The organism is Pedobacter sp. R-06, from assembly GCF_049913135.1.
GTDB lineage: Bacteria > Bacteroidota > Bacteroidia > Sphingobacteriales > Sphingobacteriaceae > Pedobacter.
Genome location: NZ_CP183977.1, coordinates 485,362 through 511,455 on the forward strand (window position 1 = coordinate 485,362; position 26,094 = coordinate 511,455).

Consider the following 26,094-nt stretch of genomic DNA (forward strand, 5'->3'; position numbering starts at 1 on the left):
TTTAAATTTATCTAAAGCCTTAGCAATTACTTTATTAATAATATGTATGAAAGCTGATTTTTTTAAAGCACGTAAACTGTTTGACTTTTTCCCTCATATTTACGACATCGGCAATCTTTTCGGTCCGTGGAGACGAAATGCCGATAGCCACTTTCTATTAAAATTCTATAGATTAGAGATCGAAAAGTATGGAGAATACTACGCTTACCACCTCAAACATACATTAGAAAATAACATTGCCGCTGAAGAAGAATTTTTCAAAGAGTTGTGGGAACTCATAGAAACCAGAATCAAACACTTTCGGAACAAGAATCCTCATAGCAGTGACCACGAGCAAAATTTAATTAGAATTGGGAAATTAAAACAATTTCAAGAATTTCTAAATGGAATTGATAAATGGAACGCTAGACCGGCGGCGCTTGTGATTGAAGAAAAAGACCTGATTATTCAAAAGCATCTTAATGAGATAGGTAAATTAAAGCAACAGGTCGCCGAGTTGACCCAATACGAAGTAAAACAAAAAATTAGTATTGAAGATGAACATCTGCCAACTTTGGTAGATCTCCTGCAACAAATGCGTAATCTAAAGTTGCCGTCGGGTAGACTATTGCTTAGATGCGATCACAAGATAACTTACGCCAAAATCATTGCTAAATACTTCAGCCATGGCGAAAAGGACATTCCGGTAGAAACCGCCAGGAATTACTTTGTTGAAAAGGCGGGAGATATTCCATCTAAAGGAACTTTTATTTATCCGGACCAGCAATTGTTTAAAATTGTAAGCATCGAATAGAAAACAGTATCCAGTATATATTTTAGACATGACCAGCGCAATGCACTGGTCATTGTATCTGCCTATTACCATCAGATCTTTGCTAAAGAAATAATTAGTAAGGAGGTAATTTATGCAATTAGAAATCTTAACAGAAGCTGATCTCCAAAAGTTTAAAATTGAACTTTTTGATGAGCTAAAAAAAATGAATGCAGGTGTTTACGTTGCATCTGATCATAGGAAATGGCTACGGAGTGCAGAGGTTCGGCAATTATTAAAAATCTCCGCAGGTACGCTACAAAACCTACGTATCAACCGCACACTGCCATTTAAAAAAGTTGGCAGTATCTGTTATTATGCTTACGCAGATATCGAAAAACTTATGGGAGAGGGAGGGGAAATATGATTGATAGCTTAAAAATTCATCTTGACTTCCTAAAACAGTCAGAAGCTAAAAGAAGTATTCTTCCAAGCCACATCAGCCTCTTCACTGCCCTGGTGATTTGCTGCCAAAAACAGGGGCAGAAGAGTCCATTTAGAATTACGCGTAGAGAGTTGATGTCACTTTCTGCTATCCGCTCATTTAATACCTATCATAAATGTCTCAGGGAACTGGTCAACCAGGGATGGATAGAATATAATCCAAGCTACAATACGATTACTGCCAGCCAAGTCAGCTTTAACAGTGTTGCGCCCAAATAGGTGTTAGATGCATAGCCTTTCATGTGATATGCAATACTGGGATTGGGAGAATCATTTCTCTCGCGTACCTATAATTTTGTTTTCTGTATAGCTATAGAAAGGTTATACATTATGCTGAAAGGTCCTTTTTCATTTTCAGAAAAAGGAGCAAGCCGAAGTGGGGCAAAGCCCTACTTTTCTTGCCTATTTGCGCTGCAAATAGGGTTTTGGTTCTCCTCCGGGGAGAACCGGCCCTGCTATGGGCTATTTAAGACAATATTATGGGAGAATAGCGGATCTCCTGTAAGGATAAAACTAAGTAGTCTACGGGTAAGCAGATAGGTTACACGAATAACAGGCTATATTTTAGGATATAAAGAATAATAACGATGACAGCGCAGACCAAAACCTTTACCAAAACGGTCAGGTTTACCGAAACTACAAATACTAAATTTAACACCCTCGCTTTAAAATTAGGCCGGGATAAGCGAATTGTGTTTGAACAGATGGTAGATTATTTCTACAAGAGTAAGAAAGACCCTTTAGACCTGAATGATGAGCTTTTAAAAAATACCCTCTTGAAAAATCACAATAGTTATATCAGTTTTATCAAGAGCCAGGAAGCTGACCTTTTAATCCCCACCAAAAGAGAGATTGGACGCGTGGTCACCGCTTTAGGTAGGGTGCTTGACGCATTTAATACGGAAGTGCTCAGGCATAATGAATTGCAGATCCAGGGCCTAAAGGTTCTTGAAAACAAACAGGACTTACAGGTGCAGAAGTTTGCAAAGCTTGATTCTCTGATGAAGACTGTTGAGCTAAAAATGGACACCAAAGAGGAACTGAAAGCCAAATTCATGTATATACTGGATAACTATATTCAGGTCAGGGATACCTTCGGGATCACCACACCGGGAATCAAGAGACAGGAGCTTGTGGACACCTGTAAAGCACAGATTAGAAAGCTGTAGGATATGTTTATTAATATTACAGATACCATAACCGCCGATAACAAGGGGAGTAGCGGAGCCTTGGTCAATTATCTGGAAAAGGAAAACAGGATATATAATAAGCTGGAAGAACGCTGGTTTAACCACCATGGAAAAGATTTTGAGCCTTTCGAGGTCAGGAGAACCATTGACGGTAATGTTGCCAAACTTAGTAAAAAAGACCCTAAGTTTTTCCTGATCAATATTAGCCCAAGCCAGAAGGAAATCAAACACCTGATAGACAAACATGGGGAAAATAATTTCAGGGACAAGTTAAAAGACTATGCAGTTAAAGTGATGGATGAATATGCCCGTAACTTTAAACGGGACGGGATTGATAGTAGTAAAGATCTGGTATGGTTTGCTAAACTGGAAAACCATAGATATTACGGGCATAAGGATAAGGAGGTAAAAGACGGAACCAAACGTCGGGGCGAACTCAAAACAGGCAATCAGGTGCATGTGCAGGTGATTGTGAGCCGAAAAGACCTGACCAATAAGATTAAACTCAGCCCGATGAACAACTCACAGGGAAAGAACGAACAGCATTCTAAAAAAGTAGGACAATTTAAACGTACTGCATTTATCCAATCAGGTGAGCGCCTGTTTGATCAGTTTTTTAGATATGAACGGAACCTGAACGAAACAATGGCCTACGCAGTTGCAGAAAAGAACGGGAACCTGAACCAGCGCGAACAACTGGATATGCTCCGGCAAGGATCAGCTACAAATTACCAGTCCCGGTCCATTGCCAGGGAACTGATCAAAGATGTGGCTGAAGGTATGTTTCAAACCTCCACCGATATGCTCGGCACTGTTGGCAAAACCGCAGGTAATTTTCTTGAAATATTGCTTGAGCCCACATTTGTGCCTGCCCAATCTAACCCCGTTGGGAGTATGCGTAAAAAAAGGAAGAAAAAGAAAAGCCAGACCCAAGATCAATCCCATGGCCAAAGCATGTAACTATTAACCTTTAATCAGACAATATGAGCGAAGAACAGCAGCAGATCGAAACGATCCTTAAAACACAAAAAATACATGCGGAAAGAATAAAACTTCTGGAAGCCCGTGTACCTGAGTATCCCAAATTGAGGGTTCCGGATTATACCGGTGATCTGCAAATGGTCAGACAGAGTATTGAGCGCTTTCTGGCAAGTAACCATCAGAAAAATATGGATGACACCATGTTGCAGATCAGAGGGATAGTATCACGCATTCCAAATACGATAAACGTAAAGAACCACCATCATTTCGCTAAAGCGACTAAACGGGTTGTAATAGCTTTTCTGATTCTCATCACCTGCCTTGCATTTACAATTTGGTTGGCTTATTATTTTTATAAACACTGACCCATTATTCTAAACTTGATAAAACATGAGAAATTCCGTAAATTTGAATGTCCCAGATTTTCAGCCGTTAGCGTTAAGCATCTATGTTGATGCAATGGAAACCCCACAGGGTGTACTTGTATTATTCAGTGACTGGCCAAAGCTCAAATCTGCAATAGACCCCAACAGTCCTTTTTATAAACTAATGGCCAAATTAACATTTATTCCCTTTCACGAGCGCACATTGCAGGAAAAATCAGAACTCCTCGATGCCCGTATACGTGAAGTGGAGAAGGCCAATCTGGAAAAGGGTTCTTTCATCACCTATCAAAATGAACTGTGTACAAGTCCTGATCTGTTCGTAAATGAATATTCGGATCGCAGAGAGCTTGTCAGTGTGGATGCCAAAACAGGCATTATTAAGGTGATTGCTAAACTGGACTAAATGAAGCCTTTACAGTTATATGTTTTGAGCGGCCCCAATGGAGCCGGCAAATCAACCCTGTCTGAAACTTTTGTGCCACCGGGTACAGATATATTTGATGGGGATAAGGAACTTGCTATTTTGAAACACAAATATCCAATGACAGATAGCGGAACATTGTATGAGTCGGCAAATGAATATGTGTTTCAGGCAAGAAAAAACAGGGCGATCACTGCCAAAACGGATTTTGCATTTGAAACCAATTTCAGGACCGAAGAAGTAATGAAAACCGTTGCCCAGTTTAAAGAGAAGGGATATCAGATCAACTTAATTTTTATTGGTTTGCCATCGGTACAGGCATCAATAAACAGGGTTAATATGAGGGTTAAGGCTGGCGGACACTTTGTTGATGTAGAAAACGTGAATAAAAATTATACCGGGGGATTGGAAAACCTGATCAAATTCTACGACAGGTTTGATACCGTGGATATCATGCAAAGTAATGTTGGTGAAAATGAATCCTTTAAAATATCTTCTTTAATGACGATAAAACAGGGTATTATTACCGCAAGGGCACAGGATCTGCCTGAATGGGTGAATAAAATACCTGAAGCAATAGAGCTTAAGCACCAACAAAAGATACAGGCGGAGCTGAATTTACAACGGGAAAAACAGGAAAAATTAAGGGAAGCTCAGGAACGAGGGAATAATTTGGGGCCTGGCAGGGGCATTTAGTTATGCATCAGATAATCTGTTGTAACGCCGTTTAAATAACGATTTGAAAGGCATCAAAAGTGATAATTTGTAATAGCCACTACTTAATCTGACAGTTGGTTAGTTCTTACTAATTGTCAGATTGAATTTCTAATTCTGTTTTTTTCTTTTGAGATCGTTAATTTATCCTTTGCTTTCCCCTGAGAGTCTTTGTTGTATTTCCGGCGCTTGCAAAGGACGGTACATTTGAAACCGAATTTTCTTTGAGTATGAGCCCACCGCACATTGCGGCCTGCGGAACCCTCATGCTCAATCCCCCGCTGTTCCCGCTTTTTCGCATATACGCAAAAATTTCCCTGATACCGTATTGTCAATACACAGCAACTATGCAGGGATAATAACTTTAACTTTGTTGCAGAAATTGAACATCCTGTTTACTTAAGAATTCAAGGCGCCATAACGGCTCCTTGAATTCTTCAAAGAAACATCTTAAAGATCGTCGGGTTTAAATCCAATACGCTTCCTCGGGGGATTGGGTTTTTCTTTGCTCTCCAACAATTCGTCGAGGTAACGAAATACTATTTCCATGTTTTTATCTTGATTGGTCAACTTTTTCTTGATTTTTTCGAGCTCTATTCGGAACTCCATATTGTCAGAAAGCAAAAGTCGCATCTTGGTGAAAATTCGCATGATCTGAATGTTCACACTAATTGCCCGATCGCTGGAAAGGATGCCGGAAAGCATCGCGACGCCCGCTTCGGTAAAGACATTGGGTGCCTGGCGCCTTCCTCCCCAGCTTGCTGTTCCATTTTGGAAGAGCAAGTTCTTGAATTCATCATCATTCAACCTAAACATAAAATCCTCCGGAAACCTTTTTATGTTTCTGGATACTGCCTTATTTAAATTTCCTGTTGTTACCATGTAAAGTTCTGCAAGGTCTTCATCCAGCATCACTTTCTGTCCCCTGATCACGTAGATCCGGTTGATGATTACTTCATCAGCTACGTTGGGCATTTTATTACTGTCTTCCATGCTCAGTTAATTTAGTACATAAAACCTTTTGGTTGAAGTTAATAGGCTCATAGTTGGACTTTGCTTTCAATTTGGCCATATCCGCGCTTACTTTAATATCCAGCATTTTTGCATAGTGCTGTGTCGTTTTGATATTTGTGTGTCCCAACATTTTCGATATACTTTCAATTGGTACCCCATTCAGCATTGTAACCGTAGTTGCAAAGGTATGCCTTGCAATGTGAAACGTAATTTGTTTTTTGATGCCACAGATATCGGCTATTTCCTTTAGATAGCTATTCATCTTCTGATTACTGCAGACTGGAAAAATTACTCCAGTTATTTCGCAAATTTGATTGTTCCTGTATCTCTCAATCAACGTGATCGCCGTAGGTAGAAGTGGGATGCGTGAGGGAATATTTGTTTTTTGTCTTTTTATCGAAATCCATTTTTCTCCATCAATCCCCTGGATAATATCATCATGCATGAGCTGTTTCACGTCAATATAGGCAAGCCCTGTAAAGCAGGAGAAGAGGAAAATATCCCGTATCTGTTCCAGCCGATCACTCACCATTGCTTTGCTGGCTATAATACTGATCTCATTTTCGGTAAGATATTCCCGTTCAACTGGTTTAACTTTATGTTTATAATTTAAAAATGGATTAACAGACATCCATTCGTTGGCAAGGCAAATCCTGATAATTTTTCCAAAATTTTTTAAATACTTTACAGCTGAATTATTGTTGCATTTGCGTACAGCTCTCAAATAAAAATCATACTCACTTATAAATTGATGGTTGATTTTCTTTAAGGGTACATCACTCACTTTATATTTCCATTGTAGAAAATTAATTGTGTGCTTGAGGGATGTGCGGTATCTTTCAGCTGTTCCACTGGTATATTCACTACCTACCAGAATTTCAACTTTGCGGTTGTGCTCCTCAAAAACACTAACCAGTGTAATTGGTGTTTCTTCCTTTCCCAAAAATCTGTCGCGGATGATATCGGCTGTGATAATTTCATCTTTCTGGACAAGCTGACGATGGATTTCGTAAATCTTGGTTTTTAGATCGGTCAGATATGCGTTTAGGGTTCGGGACTCTTCCGTTTTTCCGCACGATCTGCCAGCCGAAATACTCCATTTCTCCGGTTCGCAGGAGCGTCCTGTAGTAATTTCGGAACGCCTTCCGTCCACCGTAATCCGCATGTAGATGTCTACAGGGCCGTTTTTGTAACTTTTTCTCTTCTTCAAGTAAAAGAGTAAACTCAAATTAATTTTCATAATGACTCACCTTAAAGTGTAACAAATCTAGCTTTGCAGTCATTAAAAATCAAGATGTATATCTTCGGAACATGTTGAAGATTAGTGTTTTATGTCGTTTCGAGTGCGCACTTTTCAAAATTGAATTTACTCACCGAATTGCTCACCTCAAGTATGCTATTTTATGCATATTTTGGTGCTTCCGAAAATTACAAAAGCCCGCTATCATACGATTTGCGGGCTTTTGTAAGGTTTTGAACCATTTTTGGCGGAGAGCGAGGGATTCGAACCCCCGGACCTGTTACAGTCAACAGTTTTCAAGACTGCCGCATTCGACCACTCTGCCAGCTCTCCGCTGCAAAAGTACGAACTTGGCGCAAATCTGCAAATGATTTCCATTCAAATATTTGCATAAATATTTTAAGCATTGCTAATCATTTAGTTAGCTCGCATAAAAACTTTTAAAAAACCAAATAAATGACCAATAAAGGCCATTTTAGTAGCAATTTTGGGCTTTAGGTTTAAACTAAAGCGCCTGTTTAGGGTAAATTTTTTCCCGATCTACAGATAAAATACCGTTTCCCTCAATTGCAAAACAAACCAGGCCGATTAATACGGAGACCGAAAACCAAAATTCCGAATAGGGTTTAAAAATGCCACCAGAAATATTCACAAAGAATACCGCCCCAATCAGTATTGGTAAATTAACCAGGCAGAATACACGGGTATGCGTGCCCAGGGCAATGGCTAAGCCCCCGATAATGTGTAACATAATAATCAGGTGTGCCAATAAGCTAATGCTCACAGCGGTGCCCAAGAAAGCGCCCCTCATTAAATTACTAAAGGCTTGCATATTGATGTAAAAATCAATGCCCTTCCAAATTAAAATAAGGCCTAATAAGATTCTAAAATAGTCTAACCATTTTGGGTGATGATGATCGCCCCAGCTTTGGATTTTCTTAAGCATGTTCATAACTTCTATATTTTGGTTATGACAATTTACAGAAAAATTAAGAAAATAACAAGACTTAACTAATTGATTTTAAGGCTTTTTTTTATCAACAGTTTTACTGTTTACATAGTCGGTTGGCGACATGCCGAACTGTTTGGCAAAGTTTCTGCCAAAGTGAGACTGAGAGCTATAACCAACCATTTCTGAGATTTCGTAAATTTTTAGTATCCCTTCATTTAAAAGCTCGGCAGCTTTTTTTAGCCTTGCCAAATTAATCAGTTCGTTCGGACTAAGGTTAGAAATGGATTTAATTTTCCGGTATAAGGTTGGCCGGCTCATATTCATCTTTTCTGCCAGATGCTCTACATCCAGATCCTGATTGCTGATATTCTTATTGATGGTATCCTGTAATTTTTCTAAAAACAGTTCGTCTGCCTTTGAATAAGCAATACTTTTAAGGTGGAGCAGGGGGGAGCTCGCGAAATATGCTTTGATCTTGTTCCTGTTTTTAATCAGGCTCGAAATCTGTACCTGTAAAAACTCGGGAGAAAAGGGTTTTTCTACATAGGCATCGGCGCCGAGTTCCAATCCTTCAATTTTAGATTGCAATGAATTTTTTGCGGTAAGCAGGATAACGGGGATGTGGCTGAATTCTAAGGTAGATTTTACTTTCGCACAAAATTCGAAACCGTCCATTTCGGGCATCATTACATCGCTAATGATGAGCTGAACAATTTCATGCTGTAATATTTCTAATGCTTCTACACCGTTTCGGGCCTGTAGTACATGGTATTTTTCTTCCAGATCATCTGAAATGAAATCAAGGATATCTTCATTATCATCAACCAGTAACACTACAGATCTTTCCATATCTTCAGTATCTTTTATGGTCAGCGTGCCTACAATTTCTTCCATTTTCCGTTCAGGTTAAATTCTATAAGTTGATGGATAGGCAATTCTAATACAAATATATTAAAATCACGGTCATTAAAATCTAAATAAAGCTCGCCGCTATGCAATTGAGCAAGCGATTTTGAAATCGATAAACCTATTCCGGTTCCTGCCTTTATTTCTGTTTCTTTGCCCCTAAAGAAAGGTTCAAATATCTTGTCTTTAATGTCAATGGGTATCCTATGCCCGTCGTTTTTTACCCTCACAGCAAACTTGTCGCCTTCCAGTAATGATAAGTTGATCTGTACCGTGGTTTTTCCGTATTTAATGGCGTTGTCTACCAAATTACTGATCATTTTGTAAAACGCCTCAACATCGATATAAGCAAGAACTTTTTTCTCGGGTAAATGAAGGTTATACTTCATGTCTTGCTGTTCTGCGGCGGGTTGAAACTGAAGAAATACATCTTTTAGGATTTCTGAAATATCGGCCTTTACGAAGTTTAATGAAAATTCGCTGGTTTCGGTTTTTCTGAAATCCAGTAACTGATTGGTCAGTTTAAGCAACCTATCGGTGTTTCGCCCCATAATCCGTAAATTCTTTTCTATTGCAGGTATGGCATCGGCCTGTTTAATCAGTTTCTCCATCGGGCCGATAATCAGGGTGAGTGGTGTCCTGATTTCGTGGGCAACATTGGTAAAGAATTCGATTTTCGCCTGATACACTTCTTTTTGTTTTTCATGCTCAAAAACTTCCATCCGCCTGCTGTTTTTTAACGCAATTTTTCGGTGATATCTCCGTACCAGAAAGAAGATAATTCCTCCCGCAGCGATCAGATAAAGCAGGTAGGCAATAGGACTGAGGTAAAAAGGAGGACGGATTTTGATCAGTAACTTCGCATTTTTGGTGCTCCAGGCACTACTTCCTTCAACCAATGCTTTCACTTCAAAAATATAATTGCCAGGGGCAAGTTTGGTAAAATAAACCTTCCTGTTGGTTTTTAAATATTCCCAGTTTTTATAAAGCCCTGTCATTTTATAGGCATACTCCGTCATTTCGGGCGATAGATAGCTTAAGGCAGCAAAATCGATACTAAAAGAAGATTGGTTATAGTTCAGTTCGATGGTATCGGCATAAACGATCGATTTGTTGGAAACAGAATCTGTCCCATTTAAACCGATTTCTGAACTGTTGATCTGAAACCCGGTTAAAAATACAGGCGTTTGGTAAGATGTTGCCTTTAAGTTTGCGGGATTGAAGCTGACCAACCCTTTTACGCTCCCAAAATAGGTTCGGCCATCCTCATCCTGATAGGCCGAACTGTAGTTGAACTGATCGGTAAGCAATCCGTTGGCTTTGGTATAGGTTTTGTTTAAACCCGTGGAGGGGTCAAAATGGATAAGTCCCCTGGTACTACTAATCCAGAACTTATTTGCGGCATCTTCTTCAATGCGGAAAAGGTAATTACTGGGAAAACCATTTTTTATGCCATAACGCTTAAATTGATGTGTTTTCTGATCGAACCTGCAAAGTCCGCCACCGTCTGTGGTTACCCAAATCTGCCGTTTACTATCTTCAAAAACACTATTTACGGTGTTATGGCTTAAACTTTTCGCATCTGTAGGAATATTTCGGTAGTTCACATAGCCTGATTTGGATAAGTTAAACTGAAATAAGCCATCGTTAAAGCTACCTGCCCAGATATTACCCTTGCTGTCTTCGATAACCGAATAGTAAAAAATAAAGGGGAGGCCGGCAATAGGTTCAAAATCATCGCGTTTGCGGTTATAACGGTAAATCCCGTTAATGGTTCCAACTAAAATTTCACCAGAGCGTGTTTTACAAAAAGTAACGATAAAGTTGGTGCGTAAGGCATTTCCAACACCTGCCTGGTAATGTTTTATTACCTTTTCTGTTTTCAGGTCTAAAACATCCAGTCCATGTTCGAAAGTGCCAACCCAGAGTTTGTTGCCATCAACCAGTAAACCATGGATATTAGAATAGGCAATGCTTCCAGGTTTTCCATCGGGTAAAAAGTGTTTAAATATTCCTGTTTTTACATCGAGTTTGTTCAAGCCGGCATCTTCCGTACCGATCCAGAAATTTCCATTGCCATCCTTTGTAATTTCTCTTACGTCACTTCCACTGATCGAGTTTGTGCCTTTTTGCGGAAAGTATTTGGTAAACAGTGAAGTATGGCTCGAATAGTAATTTACACCGCCAAAATAGGTGCCTGTCCAAACCCCTCCTTCACGGTCAAGGCAAATGGTGTAAACGGCATTATCACTTAAAGAATAATCGTTATTGTACTGTTTTTTGATGTGGATAACCGCTCCACTTTCATCATTGTAAATGTAAATGCCCGATTCGGTGGCAATCCAAAACTCATGAGGGCCTGTTTTTTTGATATCACGAACAAAAATTGGTGTTTGGTCGTCGTTTAACCGGAGTATATTTTTCGATGCTAAAGTAACAGGGTTGAAAAGTTTGACACCTTGATTGGTGGTGCCGACCAGTAAATTCCCACTTTCGGTTTCCGCAATTCTGGATACCCAGCCATATTCGGTTTTGGCATTTTTACCATTGATATTAAAACGCTGGAAATTATTCGCTTTGGGATTATATTTTTCAACAGTTCCCCTTCCGGTACTGATCCATACGCTACCATCTTTTAAAACCGTTACCAGCGAGGCATCGAAAGGTGCATTATGGGTAAAAGCCTGTACTTTCTTGGTACGCTTTTGATATAGGTATATTTTGAATGAAGATAAGATCCATAAATTTCCACGCTGATCGCTGGCCAGATCTATAATCCGCATCCCTTTGGTTTCTTTAATGATGGTGAAGCTTTCTTTTGCCGGATTGTATTGGTACACGCCGCTGTTTGTACCCACCCAAAGTGTTTGCTCACGATCGTGGTGAAGTGCATAGATTAAATCGTTGCCTAAACTGCCAGCCCGGTCCGGATCGTGGCGATAGGTTTTAAAAGAATAACCATCAAAGCGGTTTAAGCCATCTTTTGTGCCAAACCACATAAAACCGTTTCCATCCTGCACACTGCAAAATGCCGTGTTGTTAGAAAGACCGTTTTCTACCTGGTAATGCCTGAAATAATAAGGTTGCGCCCGCAGCATGTGGACAGAAAACAACAGGCATAAAAGGATGAAGAGTTTTTTCAAGATATCTTGGTCAGCTGCATCAAATATATTAAAGAAATGCTTTGCTTTCAGGCTAAATTGAATTTGAGCGGATACGTAGAAAGATTGAGACAGATTGGTTTGGTATGGGTAAAGAACTCTTTTCTAAACCTGCAAACTGTCAACTGCGAATTGCTAATTAATCTGGGCGTTCCCCTAATCCCGTGAAATACGGGAAAAGGTCGGGCTTTTCAGGGCTGCGCTTCGCTCCGGTACCGATGAAGGATCGGTACTGAACCCTTACAATCCCTAACGCAAACCACCCCGCCCTACGGGCACCCCTCCTTAAAAAAAGGAGGGGAGTAATCAACGCCAGAAAGGCAACCCAGCCCAAGTACCACCAAACCTAAGTAATTTAAATCTCCTAAACGTAAAGCTCGGATCCCGACGCTAGGTCCAACAGTTGCTATACATCATTTTAAGAATAGTTTAAGCATTTTGCTAACCGACTTTAATAAGGCACAAGTTTTAGCGAAGGACGCTGTCAATCCCAAGTGGCAAGAGGATCAAAAAAACAGGTGCAATGCAGAACAAACGGCACCACCAAACCTGAAACGCAGTGGTTTTGTGTTCATAAACGATAATTCAAAGCCATAAAGGAATTGAACACAAAACAAAGTGCCGCTGTTTTTTTGATGTGCGTGGGGCAGTGAGAAGCCACCTTGTTGGATTGACAAGCGCTTTGGGTACTTTGGCGCTCCAAAGTACCATGCCCCCGCGGCATAGAGCGATAGAAGAATATTATAATTAATTGTGTCCACACGGTAGGATTTTTCATCGGGAGGGGACTTGAAGAGATAGCAGGGCTTTCCTAACCGAAATGTGCCAGCCCCTCATTTCCAAAAAACTGTTGTTTAAGATCCTGAGCTGAACTCAGGATGACGACCGCAGGGAAGAGTCGTCATCCGATAGCTATCGGATGCAAGATTGTTTCCTCGAAAGGTCGATTCCATAGAGAGGTCGTCATTTCGACTGGAACACAGTGGAATGGAGAAATCTGTGGACTATATTAAAAGATCTCTCCTCCAAAGGAGTTCCTTCGGAACACTACGGTCGAGATGATACTTAGCGTTGACGGCCACCTTAAAGTAACAGCTGTAATACAAATCGAGACAAAATGAAGAAAGATTGATACAAATGCGTATCCCTCCGAAAAGCTAAAAACCGAATCTTTGGATAAGAATTAAATGGAACTAAATCCATTTAGTTCTTTAACTAACCAAATCCCTAACCTAATATGAAAAGAAGTTTATTCTCTTATGGCGGTTTTGTCTGCCTGGATTGGTACCCGCTTCAAAAAATGTTTCTGAAGCGTAAAGTCCTCTCCGCTATTTTTACTTCCATCACCCTAATCTTACTTTCCTTTCAGCTCAGTGCCCAGGAGCAAACAGCTGTTACCGGAACAGTAACCGACGAAAAAGGAGAAACGGTAGTTGGTGCCAGTATTAAAGTTAAGGGTACCAACACAGGAGTAACAACAGATGGAAATGGAAAATTCAAAATTCAGGTAAGCGATAAAAATGCTACCCTGATCTTTATTTATGTGGGATATGCCAATCAGGAAGTTGCATTAGCCGGCCGTACACAAATAAATGTTAGCCTTAAGCCATCTAATAACGATCTGTCAGAGGTTGTTGTGGTAGGCTACAACACGCAGAAAAAGGAAGCCATTACTGGCGCCATTTCATCAATCAGCAGCAAAGACCTCGAAAAAGTACACGGCGGTTCTACGGTAAGTACAGGCCTGGCCGGAAAGCTACCAGGTGTATCTTTCAGGATGCCTGACGGAAGACCTGGGGCGAGTGCCAATATCCAGATCCGTAATATGGGTAACCCGCTTTATGTTATCGATGGTATCCAACAGGATGCCGGCCAGTTTAATAATATTTCACCTAACGATATCGAAAGTATCAGTGTGCTTAAAGATGCATCGGCTGCTATTTATGGTAGCAGGGCATCAAACGGCGTAATTTTGGTTACCACTAAAAGGGGAAAAAACAGTACACGCAATACCTTTAGTGTTGATGCTTACACGGGCTGGCAGAACTGGGTGCGTTTCCCGGAAACTACCGATGCTTACCAATGGAAAGTAGGGCAGGCTACTGCAGAAATGAACCAGAACGGCGCAACCAGTATTACACAGGCCGAACTCGATAAATGGAAAGCGGGTACGGAATATGGCTACCAAAGCCAAAACTGGAAAGACATTATCATTGCGCCCAACGCACCCCAAACTTCAGTAAACCTAAGTGCTTCAGGTGGAAGTGACAGGGTAAACTATTACTTTTCTGCTACACGTTTGGATCAGAAAGGCGTATATGGAACGGCAAGGGAATTCGATTTTAACCGGACCAATATTCAGAGTAATATCGAAGCTAAAATAACCGATCGTTTTAAGGTGGGTATGCTCATCAATGGCCGTATCGAAAGCCGCGATCAGCCAGGCGTACCGGGGGGAGATGATTACTGGGCTGCCCGTTTTGCCTTGTTGAGAAACAGACCTACCGAACAGGCTTATGCCAATGGCAATCCGAATTATCCGAATGATATAGGGCACAATACCGAGCAGTTCGCTGTACAGAGTAAAGCGCTTAGCGGGTATTGGAAATCGGACTGGAGGGTTTTACAGACCAATTTATCAGCCTCTTACGAAACGCCTATAAAAGGCTTGGAAATAAAAGGTTTATATTCTTATTATATCGCCGATAACGTAATCAATGGACATGAGTATACTTATAATGTATATACCTATCATCCGGAAACGGGTATTTATGAAGAAAAAGTAGGCAGTTCAAACCCATACAGGGAGCGTAGAAATGAAAAAGTTTATACCAATACCTATCAGCTTCAAGCCAATTATAACCGCACTTTTGGCAAACATACCGTAGGCGGCGTTTTGGTGGCCGAGCGTTTAGACCGTTTTAGGACCTATACCTTTCAGCATGCTGTACCACAGACTAATATTTTGCCTGTGCTTCAGTTTGCCGATATGGACGGACAGGATTTTGCGGATATACAGGAAGAGCAGGCCCGTATTGGTTACGTGGGCAGGCTAAATTATAACTACGACAATAAATATTACCTGGAGCTTTCGGGTCGTAGAGATGCTTCATGGAAGTTTGCGCCTGACAGGCGCGTTGGTTATTTCCCTTCGGCATCAATTGGATGGAGAATTACGCAAGAGAAATTTATGAAATCGCTTTTGGGCGAAAGCAATATCTTGAACGATCTGAAACTCCGTGCTTCTTATGGGGTATTGGGAGATGATGATGTAGGCATCGATCCTTTTGCTTACATCCCAGGTTATAATTACAATCAGGGCAGTGTGATATTGGATGGAAAAAACATTACCACTTCGAGAGATAAAGGTCCGATTATCAATAACCTGAGCTGGTTTAAAAGCAAAATTACCGATATCGGACTGGATTTTGTGATGTTCGGCAGTAAACTTTCCGGAACAGCAGATTATTTTTATAGAAAACGTTCTGGTTTACCGGCCATTAAAAACGACGTAATTGTACCTATCGAACTGGGGTATCCTTTAAATGTTGAAAACCTGGAGAGCGATGCACAGTTTGGAGGTGAATTCTCTTTAAACTACAGAGATAAAATTGGTGAGTTTAACTACAATGTTGGTGGAAATATTTCCATTAGCAGAAAAAAACTTTTAGAAAGATACAAACCACGTTTTGGCAACTCATGGGAGAATTACAGAAGTAATGGTACCGATAGATATGCCGATATTTTTTGGGGTTATGAAGTAACCGGTCAGTTTCAGAGTATCGATGAGATCAATAATTACAAAGTTAATATCGATGGAAAAGGAAACCGTTCTTTATTGCCCGGCGATTTAATTTACAAGGATCAGAATGGCGATGGTATTATTGATGGTTTAGATGAAAGACCAATTGGTTATACCACTGCCGGGCAACCGAACATTGGCTTTGGTTTCACCATCGGCGGCTCTTATAAAAACTTCGATTTTACGGCCGATTTTTCTGGTGGTGCCATGTACTCCTGGAACCAGAACTGGGAGCAGCGTTGGGCATTCCAGAACGGAGGTGCTTTGCTGCAGAATTTTGCTGATGACAGTTGGCACCGTACTAATCTTTACGACCTGAACAGCCCATGGGTGGCCGGTAAATATCCTGCAATCCGTTTTAACGACCGCGACCATAGTAACAATACCAGAAACTCGACTTTCTGGTTGCACAATGTTAGGTACCTAAGGGCACGTACACTTGAAATTGGTTATACTTTGCCAAAAAGATGGGCAGAAAAAATCAAGATCCAGAATGCAAGGGTATATGTAAACGGGTATAACCTGTTTTCCATCGATAACCTGAAAGAATATGGCGTAGATCCTGAAATTGCAGACGATAATGGACTGCAATATCCACAGAACAAGTTCTTTAACATCGGTCTTAAATTATCGCTATAACATGAAAAAGACTAATCAAATGAAAAAATACATATATACATTTGCTGCCATTGCATGTTTAAGTTTTGCGCAGTCGTGTAAAAAAGATTCCGAATTTTTGGATAAGCAACCTACCAGTACCCTGCCGATTGATGCAGTGTGGAAAGACCCTAACCTGGTACTTACCGTGGTTGGCGATCTGTACGATCGTTTCCCTGATTTTCAACGTATCGAATCATGGTGGTTATTTGCCGATTTTGATGAAGGTTTTGCCTCCGCCAGCGGTGATTATTTTCGCCACCAGAATTTAGAATATGGATACGACGCATGGAGATACTGGGATATAGGCGTTTACAGGCTTGTAAACGACCTGAACCTGTTTATTAAACGCGGGCAGGAAGCTACAGCTTTAAAAGCCGAAGACCGCGACCGTTTTCTTGCTGAGGCACGTTTTATCAGGGCTGGAGTATACTTCGAGATGGTAAAAAGAATGGGCGGTGTTCCGCTGATTACTGTTCCCCTGGCTTATGATTATAGCGGAGATCCAAGTTACCTGCAATACCCAAGGGCAAAAGAATCTGAAATTTACGATTTTGTGATTGCTGAACTGGAAGCTGTTAAAACCATACTTCCGGATAACGCAACCATACAGAGCAGGGCTACAAAAGCAGCTGCCCTGGCTATGGAATCGAGAGCTGCGCTTTATGCAGGTTCTATTGCCAAATATAGCAATGCCCAATTAACCCTTCCAGGTGGAGAGGTTGGCATTTCTGCTGCAATGGCTAACGGTTATTTTACCAAAGCTTTAAATGCCGCAAAAGAAATTATCGATGGCGGTAAATATTCGCTTTACAAAAAGAACCCAAACCTATCTGATAATTTTGCCGCCCTTTTTACCGATAAAGGCAGTAATCCGGAGGTGATCTTTGCTAAAGATTTTAAATTGAAAACCAATAAAGTTCATGGTTTTACCATCGATAACCAGCCGCGCTCTTCTGCCGAAGAAGCACAGGGTGGAAGGTTAAACCCTTCATTAAATCTGGTGCAGTCTTTCGAAAAACTCGATAATACCTATGCCTCTTTAGCTTCGGTTGATGGCAGTGGAAACCCGGTTTATTATACCAATATCACCGATATTTTTGCTGGCCGCGATGCACGTTTAGCCGGTACTGTAATTCTCCCCGGAACACAGTTTAAAGGTAAAACGGTTGATATATGGGCGGGCTATCAATTGGCTAATGGTACAATTGTAACGGGCGACAATTTTGCGCAGAGTAAAAGCAATGTACTTCCCGGTAACCCAGGTTCGGTGCAGGTAGTGGGCGGTGATGGTCCTGTTGATGGGCTTGAATTCAGCGCACAATCAGGTTTTTACGTGCGTAAATATTTAGATCCTGCTACAGGTTCAGGCCAGATTGGTACCCGGAGTGATGTATGGTGGATCCGCTACCGTTATGCCGAGGTTTTGTTAAATGCTGCCGAAGCCGCTTTTGAGTTGGGCGATGCAGCTACTGCAGCCAATTATATTAAACCGGTAAGAGACCGCGCGGGATTAACCACAGCACTGAGCCCGGCCAATATTACTTTCGACCGTATCGTACACGAACGAAAAGTAGAATTTGCCTTTGAAGGACATCAGCTTTGGGATATGAAACGTTGGAGACTGGCCGATAAAGTATGGAACGGCAATAATATGTCGGCTGCTGATTTTACCAATGCCAGTAATATCGGAAGCGCAACACGTACCAGTACACAAGTGTTTGGTTTGTGGCCATATAAATACTACAACCCGGGTAATGCCAATCACCTGAAGTATATTTTTAAGGTGATTAAACCCAGCCGTGTAACTGCAGCGCACCGCTTCCGTATCGGCAATTACTACTCTTCAATCGGGCAGGATGTACTTAACGGCAACCCGAAAATTATCAGAAACCCTAATCAATAATCAGATATAGACATGAAAAATAGATTTTATTTCATTATAGGGGCAATTATAGCCGTGTTATTCTCCTCTTGTAAAAAGGATAACTACGAAGCACCTGCAACCGATTTTACAGGAAGGATCGTATATAAGGGCGAAGCCATCAATGTGCAGTACGGCCAGGTAAATTTCGAACTTTGGCAATCTGGCTTTGGCAATTATTCCGCACTGAATGTAAACCTTAGCCAGGATGGCAATTTTTCGGCTAAGTTATTTGATGGGAACTACAAACTGGTTTTCTCCCCAAACCAGGGACCGTTTTTGTGGAAAAAGAATGCAGCCGGCAAACAAGATACCATAGCAGTAAATATTAGCGGCAATAAGGTGATGGATATAGAAGTAATGCCATATTATATGATCCGTGGTGCTAGTTTAACAGCTGCATCTGGAAAAGTGAACGGGTTCTGCAAACTGGAAAAAATCATCACTGATGCCAATGCAAAAGATATAGAAAGTGTATCGCTTTATATCAACAAAACACAGTTTGTAGATGGTGGCAATAATATCGGGGTACAAGAACTTAGAGGTGCAGCTCTTGCCGACCTGAATAACTTAAATATGAGTGTAAGTATCCCTACGATTGTACCGACACAAAATTATGTTTTTGCCAGGATAGGAGTTAAAATTGCAGGAGTAGATGACCTGATTTTTACGCCTGTTACTAAAATAAGTTTTTAGTTAATGACAGTATCCACGAGAAAAATCGTCATCTCGACTGTAGCGCAGCGAAATGGAGAGATCTAATAGATTTCTCGGCTACGTTGCACTCCGCTCGAAATGACGATCTCTTAAGATGATATTATACTTTAAAGTTTCGTCATTCCCGCGCAGGTTGGGAATGACGATCAATCGAAGTATTATTGATAATCATTACCTTACCCTTAGCAAATCATATTAAATGAAACATCTTTTCGCTTTTTTTTTATGCTTCTTCGTATTTTCTATTGGTAAAAACGTGTTTGCGAAGCAACTAAACGATACCATTTACCTGGCCGATCCAACGATTTTTTTAGATGGCGGTGTATATTATTTATATGGCACCAGTGGCGATGAAGGCTTTTTGGTTTATGCTTCCAGCGACCTTAAAAACTGGACTAAACCGATCGGAAAAAATAAAGGATTTGCATTAAAAAAGGGCGATGCCTTCGGGAGCAAGGGGTTTTGGGCCCCGCAGGTATTTAAAAGAGGCAAAACCTATTTTATGGCCTATACTGCAGATGAGCAGATCGCCATTGCGCACAGCAATAGCCCGGCAGGACCTTTTGTCCAGGATGAATTAAAATCTATTTCAGGTACAGGCAAGCAGATCGATCCCTTTGTATTTACCGATACAGATGGAAAAAACTACCTCTACCATGTAAAACTCGATCATGGCAACAGGATTTTTGTAGCAGAACTGAAAAATGATTTTTCTGATGTAGTCCCTGAAACAACAAAAGCTTGTTTGTCAGGAACAGCACCCTGGGAAAATACAGCGAAAACCGATTGGCCGGTAACCGAAGGGCCAACGGTAATCAAAAAGGGGAATCTTTACTATCTTTTTTATTCGGCTAATGATTTCAGAAATCCTGATTATGCTGTGGGTTATGCTACTTCAAATTCAGCTACCGGTCCCTGGATAAAGTATCAGGGCAACCCGATTATCAGTAAAAAGGCATTGAAAATAAACGGCACAGGGCATGGCGATTTCTTTATGGATAAAAACGGCGCATTACAATATGTTTTCCATACCCATCATTCAAATTATAAAGTATCGCCAAGAGCTACAGCTATAATCAAAGCGGCCTTTATAAAAGACAAAAATGAGCATTTTCGCATGCAGATCGACCCTGAAAGTTTTCGGTTTTTAATGCAAAGTACAGCAAGAATTAATTGATTGCATTTGTAGAAATATTGAGATAAAAATAGGCCGGTTTAAGAAAAGAAATCGCTTGTTTTAAAGATTAACGAATACCATTGATCAAAAACATGAAATACGTAAGCGCTTAAAAATGAATTACTTGAAAATAAGATGTCTGTTTGTTGCATTGTGCCTGTTGCACGTAGCAGGTTTACATGCACAAACATTTACCAATCCTTTACTGCCATCGGGTGCCGATCCTTATAGTTATTATAAAGATGGTTACTACTATTATACCCATACCACCGGAAACCGGGTGGATCTTTGGAAAACCAAAACGCTGGATGGCTTGAAAGATGCGGAGCGGAAAACCATTTGGCGCGCACCTGCCGGAACCCTGTACAGTAAAGAAATCTGGGCACCAGAAGTGATGTTTTTAAGGGGTAAATGGTACGCCTACTTTGCAGCTGATGACGGGAGAAATGAAAACCACCGCATGTACGTTTTAGAAAATGCTTCAGCCGATCCGATGAAAGGCGAGTGGGTATTTAAAGGCAAAGTTGCCGACCCGACTGATAAATGGGCCATTGATGGCGACGTGATCGATTTTAAAGGCCAGCTGTATATGATCTGGTCTGGATGGGAGGGAGATGAAAACGGCAAACAGGAAATTTTCATCGCTAAACTTAAAAACCCCTGGACGATAGAAGGTAAACGGATAAAGATCTCTACGCCTAAATTTAAGTGGGAAAAAATCGGGGACCTTGGTGGAGGAGCACATGTGGATGTAAACGAAGGACCTCAGTTTTTGCCGCACGGTGATAAAATATTTATCATTTATTCGGCCAGTGGCTGTTGGACAGATTTTTATGCCCTGGGTATGCTTTCAGCTTCAGCTAAAAGCAATCTGCTCGACCCCGCTTCCTGGACAAAATCCGATCAACCTGTTTTTCAGCAATCGCCAAAAGACGGCGTTTATGCACCTGGCCATAACTCATTTTTTAAATCGCCAGATGGCAAAGAAGATTGGATCCTATATCATGCCAACGATAAACCGGGCCAGGGCTGCGGAGGTTTCCGCTCGCCCCGGGCCCAAAAGTTTAGCTGGAATGCCGATGGGACACCAAATTTTGGAACTCCGGTAAAAGCAGGATTGAGCTTAACATCACCATCAAACCGCAATTAAAAATAATCAGATATATACCGATATGAATTTAAAAAACTACGCGCTACTTGCTGTCTTGAGCTTTAACATCGGCTTGGGTTTTGCGCAAAAAACAAAAAAAAATACTGAGCCCGCAAAGGTTTGGACAATAGAAAAAGCCAATGCCTGGTACAAAGAGCATAAATGGTTAACGGGTGCCAACTACATTCCTTCCAATGCCATTAACCAGTTGGAAATGTGGCAGGCGGATACTTTTTCACCCGATCTGATCGATAAAGAATTGGGCTGGGCTGAAGGAATCGGTTTTAATACGCTACGCGTATTCTTGTTTAGTAAAGCCTGGAGTCAGGATCCTGAAGGTTTTAAAAAGAGAATGGATCAATTTTTAACCATTACCCAAAAACATGATATTAAACCGATGTTTGTCTTTTTCGACGATTGCTGGAATAAAACTTCGGCGATTGGTAAACAGCCAGAGCCTAAAACGGGTATTCACAATTCGGGCTGGTTGCAAGATCCTGGCGATCCGGCTTTTAAAGAAGAAGCCAATTTTCCAGAACTCGAAAAATATGTGAAAGATGTACTTACCCATTTTGCACATGATAAAAGAATTTTACTTTGGGATTTGTACAATGAACCTGGAAATAGCGGAAAGTTAGAAGCCACCATACCTTTGTTAACCAAAACCATTAGCTGGGCAAGGTCGGTTAATCCCGATCAGCCGATTTCTATCGGATTGTGGAGCTGGGGTTTCGAAAAGCTTAACGAAATACAACTGGCCAACTCAGATATTGTAACCTACCATAACTATGAGGCACCAGACTGGCACCAAAGAACCATAGATCTGTTAAAAGCCAGCGGCCGGCCACTGATCTGTACCGAATATATGGCCCGATCGCGCAACAGCCGTTTCGCTAACATTTTGCCCATGCTTAAAACTGAAAATGTTGGCGCTATAAACTGGGGTTTTGCTGCGGGTAAAACCAATACCAAATATGCCTGGGATACCCCGCTTGCCGATGGATCTGATCCGATTGAGTGGTTCCACGAAATCTTTCAGCCCGATGGTACCCCATACCGCCTGGATGAGGTTAACCTGATTAAAAAACTCAATAACAAATAAATTATTGTCAGTAGGGAGATCCGAAGAAGTTCGTGAAAATTATTGTCAGTCTGTCCAAAGGACTCCTACGGAGAGCGGAGTCGAAGACCCTTATTTGAAGATGGAAATATTTGTCTTTTTAGAGGCTATCATTGACAAATTCCAATAGAATAGTCGTCATCTCGACTGTAGCACAGCGAAATGGAGAGATCTATCTAGACAGATTTCTCGACTGCGTTGCACTTCGCTCGAAATGACGGTAACTATGGGGATTTTTAAACGTAAATTAATTGCTGTCATTCATATTGACTTTTATGAAACAAATAAGCCGTCAGGATGAAACTATTCTTTGCTTAAATAAAAACATTGCCAAACCTTAACTTTAACACACAAATTTAAACCAATGAACAACAAAGTATCCATCCTTTTCTCGCTGCTGGGGCTCTCGCTTTCCCTTTCTGCGCAGCAGCAAGACAAATCGTGGTCGATGGTAAAAGGGAAAATCTCTTCACCATGGGCCCAGGAAGTTAATCCTAAAAATGTATTGCCGGAATATCCCCGCCCACAGTTTGAGCGTACCGGTAACTGGAAAAACCTCAACGGACTTTGGGATTATGCCATTTCCGCAAAATCACAACAGCCTGCAATTAACCAGGGTAAAATCCTTGTGCCTTTCGCGGTAGAGTCTTCACTCTCGGGTGTTGGCAAAACAGTTGGTCAAGATAGCTTGCTCTGGTATAAAACCAGCTTTACCGTGCCTGCAAACATGAAAGGCAAAGAAATTTTGCTTCATTTCGGTGCGGTTGACTGGAGAAGCACCGTGAGCATCAACGGTAAAGTGGTAGGTAAACATGAAGGTGGTTTCGATCCTTTCAGTTTTAATATCACTCCGTTTTTAAACAAGAGTGGAAACCAGACTTTAACCGTAGAAGTTTGGGACCCTACAGATGAGGGACCTCAGCCAAGGGGAAAACAGGTTAAAAAACCAGAAGGAATCTGGTATACCCCGGTAACCGGCATCTGGCAAACAGTGTGGATTGAGGCGGTAAATAAAGTACATATCGATCACATTAAAGTAACGCCGGATATTGATCAGCAAACGGTATCGGTTATCCCATTTTTAACCGGTGCCAGTGCAGGAGACCAGGTTAAGGTTTCGGCATGGGATGGTACTACGAAAGTGGCTGAGCAGACCGCTGATGGCACTGGCGCAATCAGTTTAAAAATTGCTAATCCTAAACTTTGGAATACTAAAAATCCGTTTTTATACGACCTGAAAGTGGAGCTGATCGCTAAAAACAAAAAGGTTGATGAGGTAAAAAGTTATTTTGCCATGCGCAAAACCTCAATAGGTAAAGATCAGAACGGTATTCAGCGTATGCTCTTAAACAATGAATTTGTTTTCCAGTATGGTCCGCTGGATCAGGGTTGGTGGCCAGATGGGCTTTACACCGCACCAACAGATGCCGCTTTAAAGTTCGACATAGATAAAACCAAAGAAATGGGTTTCAATATGATCAGAAAACACATTAAAGTAGAGCCTGCCCGTTGGTATTACTACTGCGATAAAGCCGGTATGCTGGTTTGGCAGGATATGCCAAGCGGCGATCTCGGTAACGGCTGGGAGAACCGCCCCGGTATTTTAGACCATGGATCGGATAAAAACCGAAGTGCCGAATCTGAAGGATATTACAAAAAAGAGTGGAATGCCATTATTGATGCACTTTATAATGTGCCCTCTATTGTGGTATGGACACCTTTCAATGAGGCCTGGGGACAGTTTAAAACAGTAGAAATTGCCAAATGGACAAAAGAGAAAGATCCTTCAAGACTGGTGAATACGGCCAGTGGAGGCAATTTCTATCCGGTAGGCGATATTATCGACCTGCACAATTACCCGCATCCGGCTATGCCGAGTCCTGATTATTTTGGAAAAGACTATGCCCTTGTGCTTGGTGAGTTTGGTGGTCTTGGTCTGCCCATTGATGGCCACGTGTGGCAACAGAAAAACAACTGGGGTTATCAGAGTTTTAAAAACAAAACCGATCTTTTTAATAAATATGCCCAGTTTATGAAACGTTTAGCAGAATTAATCCCATTAGGGCTTTCTGCCGGAGTGTATACCCAAACTACCGATGTAGAGGTAGAAACCAATGGCTTGATGACCTACGACAGAAAAGATATCAAATTTTCTGAAGCACAGATGAAAGCTTTGCACGATAAACTGTACAACATAAATATACCAGTGCGGAAATAATCTCACCTTTTATATTTCAAAGAAGAGGTTGTATCATAGATATAGATTTGTCATCCTGTCCAAAGGACTCCTGTGGAGAGCTTGTCGAAGGACCTGTTTAAATACGCTTTAAAGTGTTTCGACAGGCTCAACATGACAGCATCTGGGCTGAAATCGCCTTTATGATACAACTTCAATAATTTTATTATTATAAATGAGTTTTTTTATTTGTCCGCAACCGAAAGGGTACTTTGTGTTGGGCAAGGAAATATGCTAATATTTGTTTACCCCTTTATTACCTATTGTTTACCCTTTCTTGCTACCAAGTTAACCCCAGGGTTACCCCAGGCTTACCTATTCTTTACCTTTTGGTTACCTAAAAGGTAAAGCCAATGCCTGCTTTAGGGCTTTCTTCGGTAAGCCAGGGCCGATGCTGCCCGCCAGCAAGTACCTTTAAGTCGTAACAGTTATATTCGCCTTGTACTGGTCGAGAAACTTTAATTCATATGAAAAAAATGTTATCTTCCGCTAGATAATAATCCTGACTGCGGCAATTTTTCCTTAAGTTAACCAGATGAAACCACTCGATTTTTCCACTTTCCCTGTACTCGAAACCGAGCGATTGATCCTTCGCAGGCTTTCGTTGGAAGATGCTCCTGTAATTTATCAGTTGCGTTCGGATGTTGAAGTGGCTGTGCTGACGGGCAAGGCACCCTTCATTCATATTGATGAAGCCATTGCCTACATCAATAAAATTGATCATCTGATCAATAATGATGAATCTATATACTGGGTTGCTTCTTATAAAGGTGATAACGCTATGATAGGAGCAGCCTGCCTATGGAATTTTGACCTCCGGAATGAGACTGTAGAATTGGGATATGAGTTGCTTCCTGAGTTTCAAGGTAAAGGTATAATGGTAGAGATTATTACTCGCATACTCCAATATGCATTTGAGGTAATGGGCATCAAAACGATTGTTGCTTACCCATCTAGTGATAACCCGCCTTCTGTAAAACTACTCGAAAAAATGGGGTTTAAAATTGCATCAAGCGATCATCAAAATACGCATGCAAATGTTCCGGGCATGCTTACATTTATCCTTACAAGTTATCCATAGCAATAAAATG

21 protein-coding genes and 1 tRNA gene are annotated in these 26,094 nt (G+C 41.1%); 16 read left to right on the top strand and 6 right to left on the bottom strand.

What is annotated here, in order from left to right; genetic code table 11:
* Positions 1-46: 46 nt before the first annotated feature.
* From ACN9MR_RS01915 to ACN9MR_RS01950, 8 genes are all read left to right on the top strand, one after another.
* On the top strand, positions 47-793 hold the full coding sequence (locus tag ACN9MR_RS01915) for a hypothetical protein (protein WP_426327994.1): 747 nt from the start codon (positions 47-49) through the stop codon (positions 791-793).
* Between the two features lie 112 nt (positions 794-905).
* Complete coding sequence (locus ACN9MR_RS01920; RefSeq protein WP_426327995.1) at positions 906-1,178, top strand: helix-turn-helix domain-containing protein; 273 nt, start codon at positions 906-908, stop codon at positions 1,176-1,178.
* Positions 1,175-1,474: a hypothetical protein gene (locus tag ACN9MR_RS01925; RefSeq protein WP_426327996.1), complete on the top strand. Its 300-nt coding sequence runs from the start codon at positions 1,175-1,177 to the stop codon at positions 1,472-1,474. The genes ACN9MR_RS01920 and ACN9MR_RS01925 overlap by 4 nt, the downstream gene beginning before the upstream one ends.
* Before the next feature lie 368 nt (positions 1,475-1,842).
* Positions 1,843-2,424, top strand: coding sequence for a BfmA/BtgA family mobilization protein (locus ACN9MR_RS01930; RefSeq protein WP_426327997.1), 582 nt, complete (start codon positions 1,843-1,845; stop codon positions 2,422-2,424).
* 3 nt (positions 2,425-2,427) lie between these two features.
* Positions 2,428-3,405, top strand: a complete 978-nt coding sequence (locus ACN9MR_RS01935; RefSeq protein ID WP_426327998.1) for a DUF5712 family protein — start codon at positions 2,428-2,430, stop codon at positions 3,403-3,405.
* 23 nt (positions 3,406-3,428) lie between these two features.
* Complete coding sequence (locus ACN9MR_RS01940; RefSeq protein ID WP_426327999.1) at positions 3,429-3,791, top strand: hypothetical protein; 363 nt, start codon at positions 3,429-3,431, stop codon at positions 3,789-3,791.
* Positions 3,792-3,816: 25 nt separating this feature from the next.
* Entirely contained in the window at positions 3,817-4,215 is a 399-nt protein-coding gene (locus ACN9MR_RS01945; protein WP_426328000.1) for a hypothetical protein, read from the top strand.
* Positions 4,216-4,929, top strand: a complete 714-nt coding sequence (locus tag ACN9MR_RS01950; RefSeq protein WP_426328001.1) for a zeta toxin family protein — start codon at positions 4,216-4,218, stop codon at positions 4,927-4,929.
* Positions 4,930-5,397: 468 nt separating this feature from the next.
* Here ACN9MR_RS01950 and ACN9MR_RS01955 read toward each other — a convergent pair whose 3' ends face one another.
* The 6 genes from ACN9MR_RS01955 to ACN9MR_RS01980 form a co-directional block, all read right to left on the bottom strand.
* Positions 5,398-5,940 carry an ORF6N domain-containing protein gene (locus ACN9MR_RS01955; protein WP_426328002.1) on the bottom strand — a complete coding sequence of 181 codons (543 nt, stop codon included), beginning with the start codon at positions 5,938-5,940 and terminating at the stop codon, positions 5,398-5,400.
* A complete protein-coding gene (locus tag ACN9MR_RS01960) occupies positions 5,927-7,201 on the bottom strand; it encodes a site-specific integrase (RefSeq protein WP_426328003.1) in 1,275 nt (424 codons plus the stop codon). Before ACN9MR_RS01960 ends, ACN9MR_RS01955 begins: the two co-directional genes overlap by 14 nt.
* 245 nt (positions 7,202-7,446) lie before the next feature.
* Positions 7,447-7,534 (bottom strand) — tRNA-Ser (locus tag ACN9MR_RS01965).
* Positions 7,535-7,706: 172 nt separating this feature from the next.
* The gene (locus ACN9MR_RS01970; RefSeq protein WP_426328004.1) at positions 7,707-8,153 is read right to left on the bottom strand and encodes a DoxX family protein; all 447 of its coding nucleotides are present in this window, start codon (positions 8,151-8,153) and stop codon (positions 7,707-7,709) included.
* Positions 8,154-8,222: 69 nt separating this feature from the next.
* Positions 8,223-9,047: a response regulator transcription factor gene (locus ACN9MR_RS01975; RefSeq protein ID WP_426328005.1), complete on the bottom strand. Its 825-nt coding sequence runs from the start codon at positions 9,045-9,047 to the stop codon at positions 8,223-8,225.
* Positions 9,032-12,202 (bottom strand): ligand-binding sensor domain-containing protein, encoded by a 3,171-nt coding sequence (locus ACN9MR_RS01980; protein WP_426328006.1) that lies wholly within the window; start codon positions 12,200-12,202, stop codon positions 9,032-9,034. Before ACN9MR_RS01980 ends, ACN9MR_RS01975 begins: the two co-directional genes overlap by 16 nt.
* 1,255 nt (positions 12,203-13,457) lie before the next feature.
* Between ACN9MR_RS01980 and ACN9MR_RS01985 the strand changes: the two genes are divergently transcribed.
* The 8 genes from ACN9MR_RS01985 (at position 13,458) to ACN9MR_RS02020 (ending at position 26,084) form a co-directional block, all read left to right on the top strand.
* Positions 13,458-16,661: a SusC/RagA family TonB-linked outer membrane protein gene (locus ACN9MR_RS01985; protein WP_426328007.1), complete on the top strand. Its 3,204-nt coding sequence runs from the start codon at positions 13,458-13,460 to the stop codon at positions 16,659-16,661.
* 19 nt (positions 16,662-16,680) lie between these two features.
* Positions 16,681-18,585, top strand: coding sequence for a RagB/SusD family nutrient uptake outer membrane protein (locus tag ACN9MR_RS01990; protein ID WP_426328008.1), 1,905 nt, complete (start codon positions 16,681-16,683; stop codon positions 18,583-18,585).
* 12 nt (positions 18,586-18,597) lie between these two features.
* Complete coding sequence (locus ACN9MR_RS01995; RefSeq protein ID WP_426328009.1) at positions 18,598-19,299, top strand: DUF3823 domain-containing protein; 702 nt, start codon at positions 18,598-18,600, stop codon at positions 19,297-19,299.
* Positions 19,300-19,519: 220 nt separating this feature from the next.
* Positions 19,520-20,497 (top strand): glycoside hydrolase family 43 protein, encoded by a 978-nt coding sequence (locus ACN9MR_RS02000; RefSeq protein WP_426328010.1) that lies wholly within the window; start codon positions 19,520-19,522, stop codon positions 20,495-20,497.
* Positions 20,498-20,612: 115 nt separating this feature from the next.
* A complete protein-coding gene (locus ACN9MR_RS02005; protein ID WP_426328011.1) occupies positions 20,613-21,647 on the top strand; it encodes a glycoside hydrolase family 43 protein in 1,035 nt (344 codons plus the stop codon).
* Between the two features lie 22 nt (positions 21,648-21,669).
* Positions 21,670-22,749: a 1,4-beta-xylanase gene (locus tag ACN9MR_RS02010; protein ID WP_426328012.1), complete on the top strand. Its 1,080-nt coding sequence runs from the start codon at positions 21,670-21,672 to the stop codon at positions 22,747-22,749.
* Between the two features lie 382 nt (positions 22,750-23,131).
* Positions 23,132-24,985, top strand: coding sequence for a glycoside hydrolase family 2 protein (locus tag ACN9MR_RS02015; RefSeq protein ID WP_426328013.1), 1,854 nt, complete (start codon positions 23,132-23,134; stop codon positions 24,983-24,985).
* A gap of 553 nt (positions 24,986-25,538) precedes the next feature.
* Entirely contained in the window at positions 25,539-26,084 is a 546-nt protein-coding gene (locus tag ACN9MR_RS02020; RefSeq protein ID WP_426328014.1) for a GNAT family N-acetyltransferase, read from the top strand.
* Positions 26,085-26,094: the final 10 nt, after the last annotated feature.

Bases quoted from the DNA above. Each gene is read 5' to 3' on its own strand.
- ACN9MR_RS01915 (WP_426327994.1), top strand. From the start codon at position 47: ATGAAAGCTGATTTTTTTAAAGCACGTAAACTGTTTGACTTTTTCCCT.
- ACN9MR_RS01920 (WP_426327995.1), top strand. From the start codon at position 906: ATGCAATTAGAAATCTTAACAGAAGCTGATCTCCAAAAGTTTAAAATT.
- ACN9MR_RS01925 (WP_426327996.1), top strand. From the start codon at position 1,175: ATGATTGATAGCTTAAAAATTCATCTTGACTTCCTAAAACAGTCAGAA.
- ACN9MR_RS01930 (WP_426327997.1), top strand. From the start codon at position 1,843: ATGACAGCGCAGACCAAAACCTTTACCAAAACGGTCAGGTTTACCGAA.
- ACN9MR_RS01935 (WP_426327998.1), top strand. From the start codon at position 2,428: ATGTTTATTAATATTACAGATACCATAACCGCCGATAACAAGGGGAGT.
- ACN9MR_RS01940 (WP_426327999.1), top strand. From the start codon at position 3,429: ATGAGCGAAGAACAGCAGCAGATCGAAACGATCCTTAAAACACAAAAA.
- ACN9MR_RS01945 (WP_426328000.1), top strand. From the start codon at position 3,817: ATGAGAAATTCCGTAAATTTGAATGTCCCAGATTTTCAGCCGTTAGCG.
- ACN9MR_RS01950 (WP_426328001.1), top strand. From the start codon at position 4,216: ATGAAGCCTTTACAGTTATATGTTTTGAGCGGCCCCAATGGAGCCGGC.
- ACN9MR_RS01955 (WP_426328002.1), bottom strand. From the start codon at position 5,940: ATGGAAGACAGTAATAAAATGCCCAACGTAGCTGATGAAGTAATCATC.
- ACN9MR_RS01960 (WP_426328003.1), bottom strand. From the start codon at position 7,201: ATGAAAATTAATTTGAGTTTACTCTTTTACTTGAAGAAGAGAAAAAGT.
- ACN9MR_RS01970 (WP_426328004.1), bottom strand. From the start codon at position 8,153: ATGAACATGCTTAAGAAAATCCAAAGCTGGGGCGATCATCATCACCCA.
- ACN9MR_RS01975 (WP_426328005.1), bottom strand. From the start codon at position 9,047: ATGGAAGAAATTGTAGGCACGCTGACCATAAAAGATACTGAAGATATG.
- ACN9MR_RS01985 (WP_426328007.1), top strand. From the start codon at position 13,458: ATGAAAAGAAGTTTATTCTCTTATGGCGGTTTTGTCTGCCTGGATTGG.
- ACN9MR_RS01990 (WP_426328008.1), top strand. From the start codon at position 16,681: ATGAAAAAATACATATATACATTTGCTGCCATTGCATGTTTAAGTTTT.
- ACN9MR_RS01995 (WP_426328009.1), top strand. From the start codon at position 18,598: ATGAAAAATAGATTTTATTTCATTATAGGGGCAATTATAGCCGTGTTA.
- ACN9MR_RS02000 (WP_426328010.1), top strand. From the start codon at position 19,520: ATGAAACATCTTTTCGCTTTTTTTTTATGCTTCTTCGTATTTTCTATT.
- ACN9MR_RS02005 (WP_426328011.1), top strand. From the start codon at position 20,613: ATGAATTACTTGAAAATAAGATGTCTGTTTGTTGCATTGTGCCTGTTG.
- ACN9MR_RS02010 (WP_426328012.1), top strand. From the start codon at position 21,670: ATGAATTTAAAAAACTACGCGCTACTTGCTGTCTTGAGCTTTAACATC.
- ACN9MR_RS02015 (WP_426328013.1), top strand. From the start codon at position 23,132: ATGAACAACAAAGTATCCATCCTTTTCTCGCTGCTGGGGCTCTCGCTT.
- ACN9MR_RS02020 (WP_426328014.1), top strand. From the start codon at position 25,539: ATGAAACCACTCGATTTTTCCACTTTCCCTGTACTCGAAACCGAGCGA.